Origin of the sequence: Scleromatobacter humisilvae (assembly GCF_023231945.1) — a bacterium.
Taxonomy (GTDB): Bacteria; Pseudomonadota; Gammaproteobacteria; order Burkholderiales; family Burkholderiaceae_C; genus Scleromatobacter; species Scleromatobacter humisilvae.
In genome coordinates this window covers 1,080,320-1,095,548 of record NZ_JAJLJH010000001.1, presented here as the reverse complement: position 1 = coordinate 1,095,548, position 15,229 = coordinate 1,080,320, and the positions used below count along the sequence as shown (strand labels likewise).

Here is a 15,229-nt window from a genome sequence, read left to right as displayed (position 1 = left end):
TCGGGGATGTGGGCGGGAGAACGCGATCGTTCAGGCTTCGTCGGCCGGCTTCGTCTTGCGGGCCGGACGCGCGGCCGCCTTCCTTGCGGCGGGCTTCTTCTCCGCGGCAGGCGTCTTCGCGGCCGCGGTCTTGCGCGCCCGCGGCGTCTTGGCGGCGGCGACGGGTGCGACCGCCTCGACCGGGGCCGGTGCCGGCGCCGGGACTTCGGCGACGGGCTCGGCCGCCGGCGCCGGCGCGGCGTTCTTGCGCGCCGCGTTGCCGCGTCCGCCGCGGCCGCCGCGATTGCCGCGCCGCGACCCGGCCTCGCGCGGCGGCGCGATGTCGGCGTCGGTGACGGCTTCGTCGGTGACGTAGGTGTCGGCGTCGGGGGCCGGCTCGGACGGCGGATTGACCGTGCGCCCGGCCTGCGACGCGCGCGCCGCGTCGGCGAAGCGCTCGGCCGCGTCGTCGTCCTCCTCCTCGTCGGCGTACGGCAAGGCGTGCTGCTGCGGCGGCTCGACGGCCACGGCGGGCTCGAAGTCATGTCGCTCCGGCGCGTTGCGGCCACGGCCCCCACGCGCGCGCCCGCGGCCGCGCGGCTCGCGCGCCTCGGCGTCGCCGACGCGATGCGTCACCGGCAGCACCTCGGGCGCGGACGACGCGGGCTCGCCGGCCGGCGCGCCGGCGTCCGCGCCGCCGCTGCGGAACACGTAGGCGTTGGACTTCTCGTCGCGGCCCATCTTCAGGAAGCCGCGCGCCTGCATCTCCTCGAGCAGGCCGCCGAAGCTGCGGAAGCCGTAGTAAGACTCGCTGAAATCGGGCTTGCGGCGCTTGATGGCCTCCTTGAGCACCGAGGCCCAGACCTTGTCGCCGTCGCTGCGCTCGGCATACAGCGCCTCGAAGGTCTGCAGCGCCATCTCGACGCCCTTGGTGCGGCGCGCCTCGGCTTCCTCGCGGCGGCGGCTCTCCTCCGGATTGCCGCCCGGCGCGGCCGGCTTGCGGCTCGCGGCGGGCGGCGGGCGCGCCTCGCGCCGGGTGGACTGGCGGCCGCTCTCGCGCACGAGGTCGTCGTAGAAGATGAACTCGTCGCAGTTGGCGGTGAGCAGGTCGGAGGTCGACTGCTTGACGCCCACGCCGATCACCTGCTTGTTGTTCTCGCGCAGCTTGGACACGAGCGGCGAGAAGTCGGAGTCGCCGCTGATGATGACGAAGGTGTTGACGTGCGACTTGGTGTAGCAGAGGTCCAGCGCGTCGACGACGAGCCGGATGTCCGCCGAGTTCTTGCCGGACTGGCGCACGTGCGGGATCTCGATCAGCTCGAAGTTCGCCTCGTGCATCGTCGACTTGAAGCCCTTGTAGCGCTCCCAGTCGCAGTACGCCTTCTTGACGACGATGCTGCCCTTGAGCAGCAGGCGTTCCAGCACGAGCTTGATGTCGAACTTGTCGTGCTGGACGTCGCGCACGCCGAGCGCGACGTTCTCGAAGTCGCAGAACAGCGCCATGCTGGTGACGTCGGGGGAGGTGGCCATGGTGTCTTTCGTTGGGTGTTCTTGGAGGATGGGTCGCGCGCGCGTCACGCGCGGGCGCGTGCCTCGGGCCAGGTGCAGTACGGGGCCGTCGCGAGGCTGGAGTTGAAGTAGCGCGCATCATGCGTCACCTCGGCGCCCAGCCAGCCGGGGCGTTCGAACGCCGCGTCTTCGGAGGGGAGTTCGATTTCGGCGACCACGAGGCCCGCATTGTCGCCCTGGAACTCGTCGACCTCCCATTTCGCGCCGGCATGCTCGATCACGCGCCGCGTCTTGCGCACGACCGGGCCGTCGCACAGCGCCAGCAGCTGCTCGGCATCGGCGACGGGAATCGGGTACTCGAACTCCGCGCGGGTCGCGCCGACGCTGACGCCCTTGATCGTCAGCCAGGCCTGATCGCGCACGACGCGCACGCGCACCGTGCGCAGCTTGTCGCGGTTGAGGTAGCCCTGCGCGTAGGGCACCGCCGGCGCGGCGCGCCAGCCGTCGCCGACGACCAGGAACTTGCGTTCGATCTCGATGCCCATGGGGTGCCCCGGATTTGTCCTGCCTGCATTGTCGCGGGCCGGGACGGTAGAGTCGCCTCCATGAACAAGTTGACCAAGGATCGCCTCGGCGGCGCGCTGCTGGTGGCGACCGGCGCGGCGACGGTGCTCGCCGGCAGCGGCTATGGCATGGGCACGCTGCGCGCGATGGGCTCGGGCTTCTATCCGGTGGTGCTGGGCGTGCTGCTGGCGCTGATCGGGGCGGTGCTGTTCGCCTCCGCGACGCGCGCGCCGGACGCCCACCTCGCCAGCGCGCCCGCCGAGACGGCGCACCTGTCCGGCCCCGTCGTGCAGTGGCGCGGCTGGCTGTGCATCCTGGGCGGCGCGCTGTCGTTCGTCGTGCTGGGCCAGCACGGCGGGCTGGTGCCGGCGTCGTTCGTGTCGGTGTTCGTCGCGGCGCTCGGCGACCGCAACAACAGCGTGCGCGACGCGGCGCTGCTGGCCGCGCTGATGACGATCCTCGGCGTCGTGGTCTTTCACTACGGCCTGCACCTGCTGCTGCCCTTGTTCCAGTGGTGAGGCCATGCACGACAGCCTGATGCAACTGATGTACGGCTTCGGCGTCGCGCTGCAGCCGGACAACTTCATGTGGTGCGTGTTCGGCGTGCTGGTGGGCAACCTGATCGGCGTGCTGCCCGGCATGGGGCCGCTGTCGACGATCTCGATGCTGCTGCCGCTGACCTACGTCATCGCGCCGGTGCCGGCGATCCTGATGCTGGCCGGCATCTTCTACGGCTCGCAGTACGGCGGCGCGATCGGCGCGATCCTGCTGAACCTGCCCAGCCATCCGCCGCACGCGGTCACGTGCCTGGACGGCTATCCGCTGACTCTGCGCGGTAAGGGCGGCACGGCGCTGGGCATCACGATGATGGCGTCGTTCTTCGCGGCGTCGGTGGGCATCGTCGTGATGATCTTCCTGTCGCCGCTGCTGGTGAAGGCGGCCAACAGCTTCGGCCCGGCCGACACCTGCGCCATCATGCTGCTGGGCCTGCTGGCCGGCGCGACGATGGCGCGCGGCTCGCCGCTGAAAGGCGTCGCGATGACGATCTTCGGCCTGCTGTGCGGCGCCGTGGGCACCGACGAGATGACCAGCACCGCGCGCTACACGCTGGGCGTCACCGAGCTGCGCGACGGCATCGAGCTGGGCGGCCTGACGATGGGGCTGTTCGGGGTCGCCGACTTCCTCGTCAGCGTCAACCGCACGACGATCAGCCCGTCGCGCGCGCGCGTCCGCATGCGCGACATGCGCCCGAGCGTCGCGGAGATGCGGCAGTCGTTCTGGCCGATGCTGCGCGGCACCGGCGTGGGCACGCTGTTCGGCGCGCTGCCCGGCACCGGCCCGACCATCACCACCTTCATCGCCTACGCGCTCGAGCGCAAGTGGTCGAAGACGCCGGAGCGCTTCGGCAAGGGCGCGCTCGAGGGCGTCGCGGCGCCGGAGGCCGCGTCGCATTCGAAGACGCAGGTCGACTTCATCCCGACGATGTCTCTCGGCATCCCCGGCGACGCCGTGATGGCGCTGATCCTGGGCGCACTGATCATCAAGGGCATCCAGCCCGGGCCGCAGCTGATCTCCGACCACCCCGACATCTTCTGGGGCCTGATCGCGAGCTTCTGGATCGGCAACGTGCTGCTGGTGATCCTCAACGTGCCGCTGATCGGCGTGTGGGTGCGGCTGCTGCAGGTGCCGTACCGCTTCCTGTTCCCGTCGGCGCTGTTCTTCATCGCGGTGGGTGTCTACTCGACGCGCAACAACCTGTTCGACGTCGCCATCGTGGCGGCCTTCGGCGTCATCGGCGCGATCCTGCTGGCGCTCGAGTTCCCGCTGTCGCCCATCGTGCTGGGCTTCGTGCTGGGGCCGATGCTGGAGCCGAACTTCCGCCGCGCGATGCTGCTCTCGCGCGGCGAGCTGTCGGTGTTCGTGACGCGTCCGGTGGCCGCGGGCTTCGTCGCGGCGAGCGCGTTGCTGGTGCTCGTGCAGGTCGTGGCCTGGTGGCGCGGTCGGCGGCGCGCGCAAGCGGCTTGACGCAGGTAAACGCCGAGCAGGACCGGCTCCACGGTCGGGCAGAATCGTCGCCATGTCGCCGATCCGCACGTCCCTTTTGCTCGCCGCCTCCCTCCTCGCCGTTGCGGCTGCTGGGGCCACCACCGTCAAGACCGGCAAGCCCGCCGCGTCGCAGCCGGCCGCGCCGACCTGGGCCACGCGCGCGCAGTTGCGCGAGTGCGCGGACACCGAGGCCGGCCTGAAGGAGCGCTTCCGCGCGATCGACGCGTCCAACACCGCGCACGAGAAGCGGTTCGACCAGCTCGAGGCGGAGAACACGCGCCTGGAGCAGCTGCACGACCAGCTCGATCACGACAGCGACATCGCGGTGAAGGCGTTCAACGTGCTGGTCAAGGAGCACAACGAGCACATCAGGCAGTTGAACCAGGACGCCGCCGACTCGCGGCCCGTGAACGACGCCTACAACGCCGACATGAGCGCCTTCAACCACAAGTGCTCGGGCCTGCGCTACCACCTCGAGGACATGGAGGCCGTCACGCGCGAACGGCAGAAGGCGGCGGCGCAGGCCGCGGCCGCGTCGACCGGCCTCTAGAACGCCAGTTCCATCTTCGCGGTGTCGCCCACGCGCAGGCGCGCGCCCGCGGCGCCGCGCGCGTAGATGCCGAACACGGTCGCGCCCGGCCGGCGTTGCTGCGACAGGCGCGTCAACGCGTCGCCGAAGCTGTCGTCGACACGCGCCGACGCCGGGTCGACGTTGGGCACGACGCAGCGGATGCACGGCGCGGTGATCTCCAGCCGCGTGGCGTCGTCGCCCTGCCATTCGAGCGCCGCGAGGCTTTCCTCGATGAACGCGTTGCCGTCGCCGCCGGGGATCTCGAGGACGACGTTGGCGCGGAAGCGCCGCGGGTCGGTCGCGCCCCATTGCGCCTCGAGCGCCGCGACCGAGGGCGTGAAGACCAGGTGCAGCGCGTTGTTGCCCTCGCGTGCGAGCGCGGCCTCGCCGAGCCGCACGAGCCGCAGCGGCGCGCCGACGACGCGCTCCAGCCACGCGGCGACGGCGTCGCCAGCATCGGCGGCGTCGAAGGTGTCGTGGCGGGCGCGGAGGTCGTTCCATATCTTCACGCTGCACGGCGCAAGGTCGTCCGGGACGGCGACCTCGTCGGCGCCGGCCGCGCCCAGGCGCAGGCCCGCGCGCGTCATGCGCGGCTGCACGAGCGCGAGGCGCGGATGCGCGCCCTGCCACGTGACCACGCCCTGCGCATCGACGATCGCCCATTCGCGGTCGCCGGCGGCGCCGCCGCGCGCGTCGAGCGCGAGTTCCTGCACGGGCATGCCGGCGCAGGCCTTGATCGGGTAGACCACCAGCGCCGCGGCGGTGCAGGCGAGTTCGAAGTCGGCGATGGACATGGGGCGCCACTATGCCCGAACGCCTCGGGTACAGTCCAATTTCAACAGACCCCGGCCTTCCCATGACAGTTCGCGTCCTCACCGGCATCACCACCACCGGCACTCCGCACCTCGGCAACTATGTCGGCGCCATCCGCCCGGCCGTCGCGGCCAGCAGGCGCGCGGACGTCGAGAGCTTCCTGTTCCTGGCCGACTACCACGCGCTGGTCAAGTGCGACGACCCGGCCCGCGTCGAGGAATCGCGCCTGGCGCTGGCCGCCACGTGGCTGGCGGCGGGGCTGGATCCCGAGCGCGTCGTGTTCTACCGCCAGAGCGACATTCCCGAGATCCCCGAGCTGAACTGGCTGCTCACCTGCATCACGCCCAAGGGCATGATGAACCGCGCCCACGCCTACAAGGCCGCGACCGACGCCAACGCCGGCGGCGAGCCGGACGACGGCATCAACATGGGCCTGTTCTGCTACCCGGTGCTGATGTCGGCCGACATCCTGATGTTCAACGCGCACCAGGTGCCCGTCGGCAAGGACCAGGTGCAGCACATCGAGATGGCGCGCGACATCGCCCAGCGCTTCAACCACATGTTCGGCCAGGGCCAGGCGCTGTTCACGCTGCCCGAGGCCGTGACCGACGCCGAGATGCAGCTGCTGCCGGGGCTGGACGGCCGCAAGATGTCCAAGAGCTACGACAACGCGATCCCGCTGTTCGACGGCGGCGCCAAGGCGCTGTCGTCGGCCATCGCACGCGTGGTCACCGACTCGAAGCTGCCCGGCGAGCCCAAGGATCCCGACGCCTCGCACCTGGTCACGCTGTTCGACGCCTTCGCGACGCCCGACGAGCGCGCCGCGTTCCGCGCCGAGCTGCGCGCCGGCCTGGCCTGGGGCGAGGCGAAGAAGCGGCTGCACGACGTGATCGATCGCGAGATCGGGCCGATGCGCGCCAAGTACGAGCAGTTCATGGCGCGGCCGGAGCTGATCGAGGAACAGTTGCTGATCGGCGCGAGGAAGGCCCGCGCGATCGCCGGGCCGTTCCTGCACACGCTGCGCGAGGCGGTCGGCCTGCGCCGCTTCCGCCCGCTCGCGGCGGCGCCGGTGGCGGCGTCGACGGCCGACGGGCCCGCGCTGGCCACGTTCAAGCAGTACCGCGAGGCGGACGGCCAGTTCTACTTCAAGCTGGTGGGCGCGGGCGACGCCCTGCTGCTGCAGAGCGCCGCCTTCGCGCAGGGACGCGACGCGGGCGTGTGGGTCGGCCGCCTCAAGAAGGAGGGCGCGGCCGCGCTGGCGGGCGCCCCGGTGACGCTGGCCGCCGACGAGGCGACGGTGCGCGCCGCGCTCGACCGCTTCCTGGACGTCGAGTAAGGCTGCGTAAAGAAGCGCCGCCCGCTTGCACAGCGCGGCCGAAACGGCGCAACATGTTGCTGCAGAGCGGCGCGCCCGGAACGGCGTTTGCCGCAAATGGGGCATGGCGGCGATCCCGCGCATGCCATCAGCCACAGCGAGGTTTCGTCATGCACAGCCTTCACGCTACCCCTCACTTCGCCCGCCTGGTGCTGGGCACGCTGGCCGCCGTCGCGCTGCTGGCGGCCATGTCGGCCGTCGCCGCGAGCACGCTCATCACCAGCGACCAGTTCGCGCCCGGCTGGCAGGCGCACGCCAAGCCGCTCATCAACATGGGCCCCACGCGCACCGTCGACCGCACCAAGTGGTTCGTGCCGGGGCTGCTGGCGCGCGGCGAATACGTGCTCGTGCAGCGGGATGGCGACAAGGCCGAGGTGATCGACGGCTACCGCGTCACGGTCAAGGGCGGACTCGAGAAGCAGTACATGCTGCTGGAGCCGGGCTACGGCAACGTCGAGGCCCTGCCGATCGCGGACGTGCCGGCGCTCAAGCCGCACATGTCCCCCAGCGCCGCGGCGCTGCAGTAGGCGGCGGTGCCCTCCGGCCGGCGCCGTGCGCCCCGGCACCTCCGGTATGCTGGCGGCATGCCGCTAGACACCCTCCATTTCCAGACCGGCGACTCGCCGAAGTCCACCATCATCATCCTGCACGGATTGGGCGCGAGCGCGACCGACTTCGTGCCGGTCGGCCGCCAGTGGAACCTGCGCGCGATCGGAGATGTCCGCTTCGTCTTCCCGGATGCGCCGGTGCGCCCGGTCACCATCAACGGCGGCATGCAGATGCCGGCCTGGTACGACATCCTGGGCGTCGACCTCGTCCGCCGCGAAGACGAGAAGAGCCTGCGCGAGTCGGCGGCCGACGTGCAGGCACTGATCGACCGCGAGGTGGCGCAAGGCATCCCGGCCTCGCGCATCGTGCTGGGCGGCTTCTCGCAAGGCTGCGCGATGACGCTGCTCGCCGGCCTGCGCGCGCCGCAGCGGCTGGCCGGCCTGCTGGGCATGTCCGGCTACCTGCCGCTGGCCGCCACGACGGCCGCCGAACGCAGCGAGGCCAACCGCGACGTGCCGATCTTCCTGGCCCATGGCCGCATGGATCCGGTCGTGCCGTACGCGCGCGGCGTCGAGACGCGCGACGCGCTCGTCGAGCTGGGCCATCCGGTGGAATGGCACGAGTACCCGATGCAGCACTCGGTCTGCCAGGAAGAGATCGACGACATGCAGGCCTGGCTGCTGAAGGTTCTGGCCTAGAAGAGTCCGGCCTGGGCCGGCTTCGCGCCGGGCTCGACGACGACGGCGTCGCCCACCGAGACCACCCCGCCGTGGATCACGCGCGCCGTCGTGCCGCCGTGCCCGCGCATCGCGTTGTAGCCGCCGGGGCCCAGCAGCGTCTCCATCTTCGAGCACGGGTCGCACGGCCCGGTGACGACGATCAGCACGTCGGGCCCGAGGCGCACCTGCAGCGGCTGGTCGGGGAACAGCGCGTGCTGCGCGAGCAGGTTGATGCCGGAGACGACCAGGTTGCGCCGCAGGTCGGCGGCGGCGACGTCGCGATCGGCCCAGAGCCGGATCAACGGGAGGTGCTCGGCCTGGATCAGCGTGACCTGGCGCTTGCCGCCGCCGGCGCGGCTGGGCGGCTTGGCGGCGCTGCGGTCGCCCTCCAGGCCGCGATCGGCCAGGGCGCGGGCGGACGACACCGCCACCGCCGCCTGGTCGCGGCCGGGACGCAGGTAGATTGCCTCGACCCGGCCCGCGCGCGGGAAGCGCGCGGTCAGCGCGCGCAGGTCGTCCATCGAACGATGGCCGGGGCGCGCGGCCCGGGGGTGCCGGGCGCGCGCCGAGGCGTCACAGCGGCTTCTTCGCCAGCTTGCCCTTGGGCATGACCGACGTCACCGGCGGCGTCGGACGGTCCGATCCGGCCGTCTTCGGCGGCGCGGCGTCCTTCTTCGGCTTCTTCTCGTTCTTGCTTGCGCGTTGTTCCTTGCCCATGGCATTGACTCCGGTTGGTGGATGAAGACTTCGGCCGAAATGGTAAGGCATTGCGGGGGCGCGCGAGGCGCAGCCCGGCCATTTCAGCAAACTCTGCAGTCGCGCTGGCAAATTTTTCGCGGCCCGGTTTTGAAGGCCGCGTCGCTCGACAGTGGACCCGCCGACGGTCGGGCATGCCACTTGCCAAATTCGTCGCCATGCAGGACGGATGATCTGCCTGCATCGCCCGGGAGCAGCCTTCGCAGGCCGCTCCGCCTCCCCGTTTCACCGCAACGGCCCTGAAGGACCGAACGACATGGCGCGCCCCAAGAAAACCGCGAAGACGAGCGACCCCGAAGCGACCAGCCTGCCCAAGGCGCCCACGGGCATCCAGGGGCTGGACGAGATCACCGGCGGCGGCCTGCCGCGCGGCCGTCCCACGCTGCTGTGCGGCTCCGCGGGCTCGGGCAAGACGATGCTCGCCGCGGAATTCCTCGTGCACGGCGCGCTGCAATACGACGAGCCCGGCGTGTTCATGATGTTCGAGGAGAACGCCGAGGAGCTGACGCAGAACCTGCGCTCGCTGGGCGTCGACCTCGACAAGCTGCAGCGCCAGAAGAAGATCGCGATCGACCACGTCCACATCGAGCGCAACGAGATCCAGGAGACCGGCGAGTACGACCTCGAGGGCCTGTTCATCCGCCTCGGCCACGCCATCGACAGCATCGGCGCGAAACGCGTCGTGCTCGACACCATCGAGGCGCTGTTCTCCGGCCTGCCCAACCACGCCGTGCTGCGCGCCGAGCTGCGCCGGCTGTTCCGCTGGCTGAAGGATCGCGGCGTCACCGCCATCATCACCGGCGAGCGCGGCGAGACGTCGCTGACGCGCTTCGGCCTCGAGGAGTACGTGGCCGACTGCGTGATCCTGCTCGATCACCGCATCGTCGACCAGGTGTCGACGCGGCGCCTGCGCGTCGTCAAGTACCGCGGCACGGCGCACGGCACCAACGAGTATCCCTTCCTGATCGCCCCCGACGGCATCTCGGTGCTGCCGATCACCTCGCTGCGGCTGGAGCACCAGGCCTCGTCCGATCGCGTGTCCACCGGCATCGACGGGCTTGACGACATGCTGGGCGCCGCCGGCGTGTACCGCGGCAGCAGCACGCTCGTCTCGGGCGCGCCGGGCACCGGCAAGAGCAGCGTGGGCGCCAGCTTCGCCGACGCGGCGTGCCGGCGCGGCGAGCGCGCGCTGCTGTTCGCGTACGAGGAATCGTCAAGCCAGCTGATGCGCAACATGGCCTCGATCGGCCTGGATCTCGCCCAGTGGGAGCGCCAGGGCCGGCTTCGCATCGACGCCTCGCGCCCGACGCTGCACGGCCTCGAGCAGCACCTGGTGCACATGTACAACCTGGTGCGCGACTTCAAGCCGTCCGTGGTGGTGGTCGATCCGATCAGCAACCTGTCGATGGATCGCGACGACCGCTCGCTCAAGCCGACGCTGATGCGCTTGATCGACTACCTGAAGCAGCAGGGCGTCACGGCGCTCTTCACCAGCCTGACCAGCGACGCGGGCGTGGACGTGGCCGATTCGCAGGTGGGCGTGTCGTCGCTGATGGACACCTGGATCCTGCTGTCCAACCTGGCCGGCAACGGCGAGCGCACGCGCACGCTGCAGGTCCTGAAGTCGCGCGGCATGGCGCATTCGCACCAGGTGCGCGAGTTCGTGATGGGCAACAAGGGCGTCGATCTCGTCGACGTCTACCTGTCCGGCGACCGCGTGCTCACGGGCACGGCGCGCGTCTCGCAGGTGGCGCAGGAGGAGGCTGCGAGCGACCTGCGCCGGCGCGACCACGAACGGCGCGTGAAGGAACTCGCCGCCCATCGCAAGGCGATCGACGCGCAGATCGCGGCGCTGAATGCGCAGGCCGACGAGCGCGCCGGGGAGGTGGAGTTCGCCATCGAGCGCGAGCGCCTGCACGCCGAGGGCGCGTCCTCGCGGGCCCGCGCGATCGCGCAGTCGCGCGACGTGCCACCGCCACGGCCGCGTCCGCCACTGGTGCGCCCGACGGCGCGAAAGGAGGAGAAATGAACGCGCACAAGTCCTCCGCCAAGCCCAAGGCCAGCGCGAGCGCCAGCCTCGCGGAGCTGGTCGAGAAGGCGCTGCACGAGGAGCAGCCCGAGGTCGCCGAGTGGCAGCTGCGCCTCTACGTCGCCGGCCAGACGGCGAAATCCATCGCCGCGTTCGAGAACCTGAAGCGGGTGTGCGAGACGCACCTGGCCGGGCGCTACTCGATCGAGGTGGTCGACCTGCTGCTCAACCCGCGCCTGGCCGCGGGCGACCAGATCCTGGCGGTGCCCACGCTGGTGCGCAAGTTCCCCGAGCCGATCCGCAAGATCATCGGCGACCTGTCCAACGAGGAGCGCGTGCTGGTCGGTCTCGACGTCCAGCCGCGGCGGTAGGCCGGCATGGGCGTCAGCGAATTCAAGCCGTATGTGCTGAGGCTCTACGTGACCGACGCCACGCCGAAGTCCGCGCGCGCGATCGTCAACACGCGCCGCATCCTCGAGGAGCACCTGCCGGGCAGCTACTCGCTGGAGATCCTCGACATCGCCGAGCACGTGGCGCAGGCCGCCGAGGACCAGATCATCTGCGCGCCCACGCTGCTGCGCCTGGCGCCGCCGCCGGCGCGCCGAATCATCGGCGACATGTCGGACGTGGCACGCGTCCTCAAGGGACTCGACGTCCCGGTCGGACGGTAGGCACGCGGCCTGCAGAGACGTGGTCATGAGCAAGGACCAATTCGAACGCGACACCGCCACCGGGGGCGACGCGGCGGACGACGAGCTGGCGCGGCTGCGGCGCGCCAACGTCGAGCTCGAGACGCGCCTGGGCGAGGCCGAGGACACGCTGGCGGCGATCCGCAACGGCGACGTCGACGCGCTGATCGTCGGCGAGGACATCTACACGCTCGACAGCGCCCAGGCCGCCACCAACGCGATGCGCAAGGACGTGCTGGCGCAGATGCAGGACGCGGTGCTGGCGTTCGACGTCGACGACCACGTCATCTACATGAACCCCGCCGCCGAGTCGCAGTACGGCTGCAGCGCCACCGAGATGCTCGGGCGCGAGCGCGGCGAACTGTTCCGCGAGCGCTGGCCGGACGCGGAGCGCGCCATGCACGCGCGCGAGAGCCTGCGCAGCACCGGCAGCTACCGGGCGGAGTCGGTGCACGTGCGGCGCGACGGCCACGAGATGCACGTGGAGTGCACCGTCTCGCTGCTGGAGGACGGCGCGCGCGAGCCGCTGGGCACGATGTCCGTGATCCGCAACATCGACGAGCGCGCGCAGTCGCAGGCCACGCTGGCGCTGGCCGCCGCGGCGCTGGCCCAGCGGGAACGCCAGTTCGCGACGCTGGTGGAGAACTCGCCCGACATCTTCTCGCGCTTCGACCGCGACCTGCGCCATCTGTACGTGAGCCCGGTCGTCGAGCGCTACACCGGCGTGCCGGCGGCCGCGTACCTCGGTCGCAGCGCGGCCGAGATGGGCATGATGCCCGACGTGCAGTCCGAGTGGGAGCGCGCGGTGCGCCGCGTGTTCGAGACCGGCGCCGTCGGCGCGATCAAGTTCCGCTTCAGCGGCGTGGGCGGGCAGGCGTGGATGTTCTCGTCGCGGCTGATCCCCGAATTCGCCGACGACGGCGAGGTGGAGTCGGTGCTGTCCATCGCCTCCAACATCACCGAGCAGGAAATGATCGACGCGGCGCTGCGCGAGAGCAAGGCGCGGCTCGAGTTCACGCTGGCCGCGGCGCACGTGGGCGAGTGGGAGATCGACGTGGACAGCGGCGAGTCGCGCCACTCCGACCTGTACGACCGCTGCTTCGGCTACGCCGCGCCGGTGCCGGGCTGGAACCTCGAGACGCTCTACGCGCACCTGCACGCGGACGACCGCGAGCGCGTGCGCGCCCTCGTCACGCGCGCGTTCGCGACGCGCACCGACCTCGCGTTCGAGGCCCGCGTCGTCTGGCCCGACGCGAGCGAGCACTGGATCGACGTGCACGGCAGCCCCTACGTCTCGGCACGGGCCAGCGAACGCGAGAGCCCGCGCCTGCGCTTCCTGGGCATCATCGCGGACATCACGCTGCGCAAGCACACCGAGGCCACGCTGCACGACGCCGACCTGCGCAAGGACGAATTCCTCGCCACGCTCGCGCACGAGCTGCGCAACCCGCTCGCGCCGATCCGCAACGCGGTCCAGATCATGCAGCTCTCGCGCGACGAGACGATGCACGGCAAGGCGCGCAAGATCATCGAGCGCCAGTTGCGGCAGATGGTGCACCTGGTCGACGACCTGCTCGACGTCAGCCGCATCAGCCAGGGCAAGGTCGAACTGCGCCGCGAGCAGGTCGACGTGGCCGACGCCGTCAGCGCCGCGATCGAGACCAGCCGCCCGCTGATCGACGCCGGCCGCCACCATCTCACGACGCGGCTCGCGCCGCCGCGCGCGCTGATGGTGGACGCCGACACGACGCGGCTGAGCCAGATCGTGGCCAACCTGCTGAACAACGCGGCCAAGTACACGCCCGAGGGCGGCCACATCCAGGTGCTGGCCGAGCGCGACGGCGACGACGCGGTGATCTCCGTGCAGGACTCGGGCATCGGCCTGTCGGCCGACATGCTGCCGCGCGTGTTCGACTTGTTCACGCAGGCCGACCGCTCGCGCGAGCGCGCGCAGGGCGGCCTGGGCATCGGCCTGGCGCTGGTCAAGCGGCTGGTCGAGATGCACGGCGGCGCGGTGCACGCCACCAGCGACGGCCCCGACCGCGGCTGCCGCTTCGTCGTGCGGCTGCCGCTGATCCGCGTGCCCGCGCGCGCACCCCGGCTGGACGCCGGCCACGAGCTGATCGCGCAGGACACCGACGGCCTGCGGGTGCTGGTGGTCGACGACAACGTCGACTCGGCCGAGAGCCTGTCGCAGGTCATGCAGATCCTGGGCTATCCGGTGGCCGTCGGGCATGACGGCGTCGAGGCCGTGGAGATGGCGACGAACTGGCGGCCGGCCGTCGCGCTGCTGGACATCGGCATGCCGCGCATGAACGGCCTCGAGGCGGCGCGCGCGATCCGCGCGTTGCCCGAGGGCGATCGACCCTGGCTGATCGCGCTGAGCGGCTGGGGCCAGAGCGAGGACCGGCGCAAGTCTCGCGAGGCCGGCTTCGACCACCATTTCGTCAAGCCGGTGGATGTCGAGGCTCTGATCGAGCTGATCCGCAAGCTGCCGAAACGCTAGGGCTTTCGCGGCATAGGCGAAACTACGGGCATGCCCCGCACGCCCATGTTCGCTCCGCTGCCCGAAGGTCCGCTCGACGTGGTGGGCGACGTCCACGGCGAGCTCGACGCGCTGCTCGCGCTGCTGGCCCGCCTGGGCTACGACGCCGACGGCGACCATCCGGACGGCCGCCACCTGGTCTTCGTCGGCGACCTGTGCGACCGCGGGCCGGAAAGTCCCGGCGTCATCGCGCTCGTGCAGCGGCTGGTCGAATCGGGGCGGGCCCTGGCGACGCTGGGCAACCACGAGATCAACCTGCTGCGCGGCGACCGCAAGGACGGCAACGACTGGTACTGGAGCGAGTTCAACGCGCGCGACGCCAAGTACGAGCCGCGCTCGCACCTGCCGCCCGAGCGGCGCGACGGCGTCATCGCCTTCCTGCGCACGCTGCCGCTGGCCCTCGAGCGCGACGACCTGCGCGTGGTGCACGCCGCGTGGGACGTCGCCTCGATCGCGCAGCTGCGCGCGGCCGATCCGGCGTTGAGCCGCGTCGAGCACTTCCGGCGCTGGGACGCCGACGCCGAGGCCCTGATCGCCGCGCACGGCATCGGCGAGGCGGCGCGCATCGAGTACCAGGAGTACCGCGAGCGCCTGGTCGACCCTTCGCTGCCGGTGCCGATGCTGGCGGCGACGGCGCAGGTCGACGAGATCCGCCAGATGGCCAACCCGATCCGCGTCGTCACCTCCGGCATCGAGCGCGGCGCCGCGCGGCCGTTCTTCGCGAGCGGGCACTGGCGCTTCGTCGAGCGCATCCGCTGGTGGGACGAGTACGCCGAGGAGGTGCCGGTGATCGTCGGCCACTACTGGCGCCAGTTCGCGCACGTCGATCGCGCCTCGCTCGGCAAGACCGAGGAGAACCTGTTCACCGACCTCGCGCCGACCGCCTGGCATGGGCGGCATCGCAACGTGTTCTGCATCGACTTCTCGGTCGGCGGCCGTTTCCTCGAGCGCCCGCTCGCGGCCGGCGCCGTGCCGCGCTCGCGGCTGGGCGCGCTGCGCTGGCCCGAGCGCGTGCTGGCGCTGGACACCGGCGAGATGCTGCCGACGTCCGGCGCCTGAGGCCGGTCCGGGACCGACAACGGGGA

Annotated in this window: 16 protein-coding genes; 11 read left to right on the top strand and 5 right to left on the bottom strand. The window is 71.3% G+C overall.

Going from position 1 to position 15,229, the window contains the following annotated elements; translation table 11 throughout:
* Positions 1 to 30: 30 nt before the first annotated feature.
* Complete coding sequence (locus LPC04_RS05210) at positions 31 to 1,509, bottom strand: NYN domain-containing protein (protein WP_275681121.1); 1,479 nt, start codon at positions 1,507 to 1,509, stop codon at positions 31 to 33.
* Between the two features lie 44 nt (positions 1,510 to 1,553).
* Complete coding sequence (locus LPC04_RS05205; protein WP_275681120.1) at positions 1,554 to 2,033, bottom strand: CYTH domain-containing protein; 480 nt, start codon at positions 2,031 to 2,033, stop codon at positions 1,554 to 1,556.
* 60 nt (positions 2,034 to 2,093) lie between these two features.
* On the opposite strand from LPC04_RS05205, the gene LPC04_RS05200 reads away from it, so the two are divergent.
* From LPC04_RS05200 to LPC04_RS05190, 3 genes are read left to right on the top strand one after another with little or no spacing between them, the layout of a single operon-like run.
* Entirely contained in the window at positions 2,094 to 2,570 is a 477-nt protein-coding gene (locus LPC04_RS05200) for a tripartite tricarboxylate transporter TctB family protein (protein WP_275681119.1), read from the top strand.
* Positions 2,571 to 2,574: 4 nt separating this feature from the next.
* Entirely contained in the window at positions 2,575 to 4,077 is a 1,503-nt protein-coding gene (locus tag LPC04_RS05195) for a tripartite tricarboxylate transporter permease (protein ID WP_275681118.1), read from the top strand.
* A 52-nt stretch (positions 4,078 to 4,129) separates the two neighbouring features.
* Complete coding sequence (locus LPC04_RS05190; protein ID WP_275681117.1) at positions 4,130 to 4,648, top strand: hypothetical protein; 519 nt, start codon at positions 4,130 to 4,132, stop codon at positions 4,646 to 4,648.
* Here the strand turns inward: LPC04_RS05190 and LPC04_RS05185 are convergent.
* Entirely contained in the window at positions 4,645 to 5,463 is an 819-nt protein-coding gene (locus LPC04_RS05185; RefSeq protein ID WP_275681116.1) for an MOSC domain-containing protein, read from the bottom strand. The two genes, LPC04_RS05190 and LPC04_RS05185, sit on opposite strands and share 4 nt — an antisense overlap.
* 62 nt (positions 5,464 to 5,525) lie before the next feature.
* Here LPC04_RS05185 and LPC04_RS05180 point away from each other — a divergent pair, with 62 nt between their 5' ends.
* The 3 genes from LPC04_RS05180 (at position 5,526) to LPC04_RS05170 (ending at position 8,104) form a co-directional block, all read left to right on the top strand.
* Positions 5,526 to 6,818, top strand: coding sequence for a tryptophan--tRNA ligase (locus LPC04_RS05180; protein ID WP_275681115.1), 1,293 nt, complete (start codon positions 5,526 to 5,528; stop codon positions 6,816 to 6,818).
* Positions 6,819 to 6,967: 149 nt separating this feature from the next.
* A complete protein-coding gene (locus LPC04_RS05175) occupies positions 6,968 to 7,384 on the top strand; it encodes a hypothetical protein (RefSeq protein WP_275681114.1) in 417 nt (138 codons plus the stop codon).
* Positions 7,385 to 7,441: 57 nt separating this feature from the next.
* A complete protein-coding gene (locus tag LPC04_RS05170; RefSeq protein WP_275681113.1) occupies positions 7,442 to 8,104 on the top strand; it encodes an alpha/beta hydrolase in 663 nt (220 codons plus the stop codon).
* Here the strand turns inward: LPC04_RS05170 and LPC04_RS05165 are convergent.
* Both LPC04_RS05165 and LPC04_RS05160 read right to left on the bottom strand, forming a co-directional pair.
* A complete protein-coding gene (locus LPC04_RS05165; RefSeq protein ID WP_275681112.1) occupies positions 8,101 to 8,646 on the bottom strand; it encodes an MOSC domain-containing protein in 546 nt (181 codons plus the stop codon). The genes LPC04_RS05170 and LPC04_RS05165 overlap by 4 nt on opposite strands.
* A gap of 52 nt (positions 8,647 to 8,698) precedes the next feature.
* The gene (locus LPC04_RS05160; RefSeq protein WP_275681111.1) at positions 8,699 to 8,842 is read right to left on the bottom strand and encodes a hypothetical protein; all 144 of its coding nucleotides are present in this window, start codon (positions 8,840 to 8,842) and stop codon (positions 8,699 to 8,701) included.
* A 295-nt stretch (positions 8,843 to 9,137) separates the two neighbouring features.
* Here LPC04_RS05160 and kaiC point away from each other — a divergent pair, with 295 nt between their 5' ends.
* From kaiC to LPC04_RS05135, 5 genes are read left to right on the top strand one after another with little or no spacing between them, the layout of a single operon-like run.
* On the top strand, positions 9,138 to 10,910 hold the full coding sequence (kaiC, locus tag LPC04_RS05155; RefSeq protein WP_275681110.1) for a circadian clock protein KaiC: 1,773 nt from the start codon (positions 9,138 to 9,140) through the stop codon (positions 10,908 to 10,910).
* A complete protein-coding gene (locus LPC04_RS05150) occupies positions 10,907 to 11,281 on the top strand; it encodes a circadian clock KaiB family protein (RefSeq protein WP_275681109.1) in 375 nt (124 codons plus the stop codon). The genes kaiC and LPC04_RS05150 overlap by 4 nt, the downstream gene beginning before the upstream one ends.
* A gap of 6 nt (positions 11,282 to 11,287) precedes the next feature.
* A complete protein-coding gene (locus tag LPC04_RS05145) occupies positions 11,288 to 11,581 on the top strand; it encodes a circadian clock KaiB family protein (protein WP_275681108.1) in 294 nt (97 codons plus the stop codon).
* 25 nt (positions 11,582 to 11,606) lie between these two features.
* Entirely contained in the window at positions 11,607 to 14,105 is a 2,499-nt protein-coding gene (locus LPC04_RS05140) for a PAS domain-containing hybrid sensor histidine kinase/response regulator (RefSeq protein ID WP_275681107.1), read from the top strand.
* Between the two features lie 30 nt (positions 14,106 to 14,135).
* Positions 14,136 to 15,203, top strand: a complete 1,068-nt coding sequence (locus tag LPC04_RS05135) for a metallophosphoesterase (RefSeq protein WP_275681106.1) — start codon at positions 14,136 to 14,138, stop codon at positions 15,201 to 15,203.
* The last annotated feature ends 26 nt before the right edge of the window (positions 15,204 to 15,229 follow it).

Bases quoted from the DNA above. Each gene is read 5' to 3' on its own strand.
- LPC04_RS05210 (WP_275681121.1), bottom strand. From the start codon at position 1,509: ATGGCCACCTCCCCCGACGTCACCAGCATGGCGCTGTTCTGCGACTTC.
- LPC04_RS05205 (WP_275681120.1), bottom strand. From the start codon at position 2,033: ATGGGCATCGAGATCGAACGCAAGTTCCTGGTCGTCGGCGACGGCTGG.
- LPC04_RS05200 (WP_275681119.1), top strand. From the start codon at position 2,094: ATGAACAAGTTGACCAAGGATCGCCTCGGCGGCGCGCTGCTGGTGGCG.
- LPC04_RS05195 (WP_275681118.1), top strand. From the start codon at position 2,575: ATGCACGACAGCCTGATGCAACTGATGTACGGCTTCGGCGTCGCGCTG.
- LPC04_RS05190 (WP_275681117.1), top strand. From the start codon at position 4,130: ATGTCGCCGATCCGCACGTCCCTTTTGCTCGCCGCCTCCCTCCTCGCC.
- LPC04_RS05185 (WP_275681116.1), bottom strand. From the start codon at position 5,463: ATGTCCATCGCCGACTTCGAACTCGCCTGCACCGCCGCGGCGCTGGTG.
- LPC04_RS05180 (WP_275681115.1), top strand. From the start codon at position 5,526: ATGACAGTTCGCGTCCTCACCGGCATCACCACCACCGGCACTCCGCAC.
- LPC04_RS05175 (WP_275681114.1), top strand. From the start codon at position 6,968: ATGCACAGCCTTCACGCTACCCCTCACTTCGCCCGCCTGGTGCTGGGC.
- LPC04_RS05170 (WP_275681113.1), top strand. From the start codon at position 7,442: ATGCCGCTAGACACCCTCCATTTCCAGACCGGCGACTCGCCGAAGTCC.
- LPC04_RS05165 (WP_275681112.1), bottom strand. From the start codon at position 8,646: ATGGACGACCTGCGCGCGCTGACCGCGCGCTTCCCGCGCGCGGGCCGG.
- LPC04_RS05160 (WP_275681111.1), bottom strand. From the start codon at position 8,842: ATGGGCAAGGAACAACGCGCAAGCAAGAACGAGAAGAAGCCGAAGAAG.
- kaiC (WP_275681110.1), top strand. From the start codon at position 9,138: ATGGCGCGCCCCAAGAAAACCGCGAAGACGAGCGACCCCGAAGCGACC.
- LPC04_RS05150 (WP_275681109.1), top strand. From the start codon at position 10,907: ATGAACGCGCACAAGTCCTCCGCCAAGCCCAAGGCCAGCGCGAGCGCC.
- LPC04_RS05145 (WP_275681108.1), top strand. From the start codon at position 11,288: ATGGGCGTCAGCGAATTCAAGCCGTATGTGCTGAGGCTCTACGTGACC.
- LPC04_RS05140 (WP_275681107.1), top strand. From the start codon at position 11,607: ATGAGCAAGGACCAATTCGAACGCGACACCGCCACCGGGGGCGACGCG.
- LPC04_RS05135 (WP_275681106.1), top strand. From the start codon at position 14,136: ATGCCCCGCACGCCCATGTTCGCTCCGCTGCCCGAAGGTCCGCTCGAC.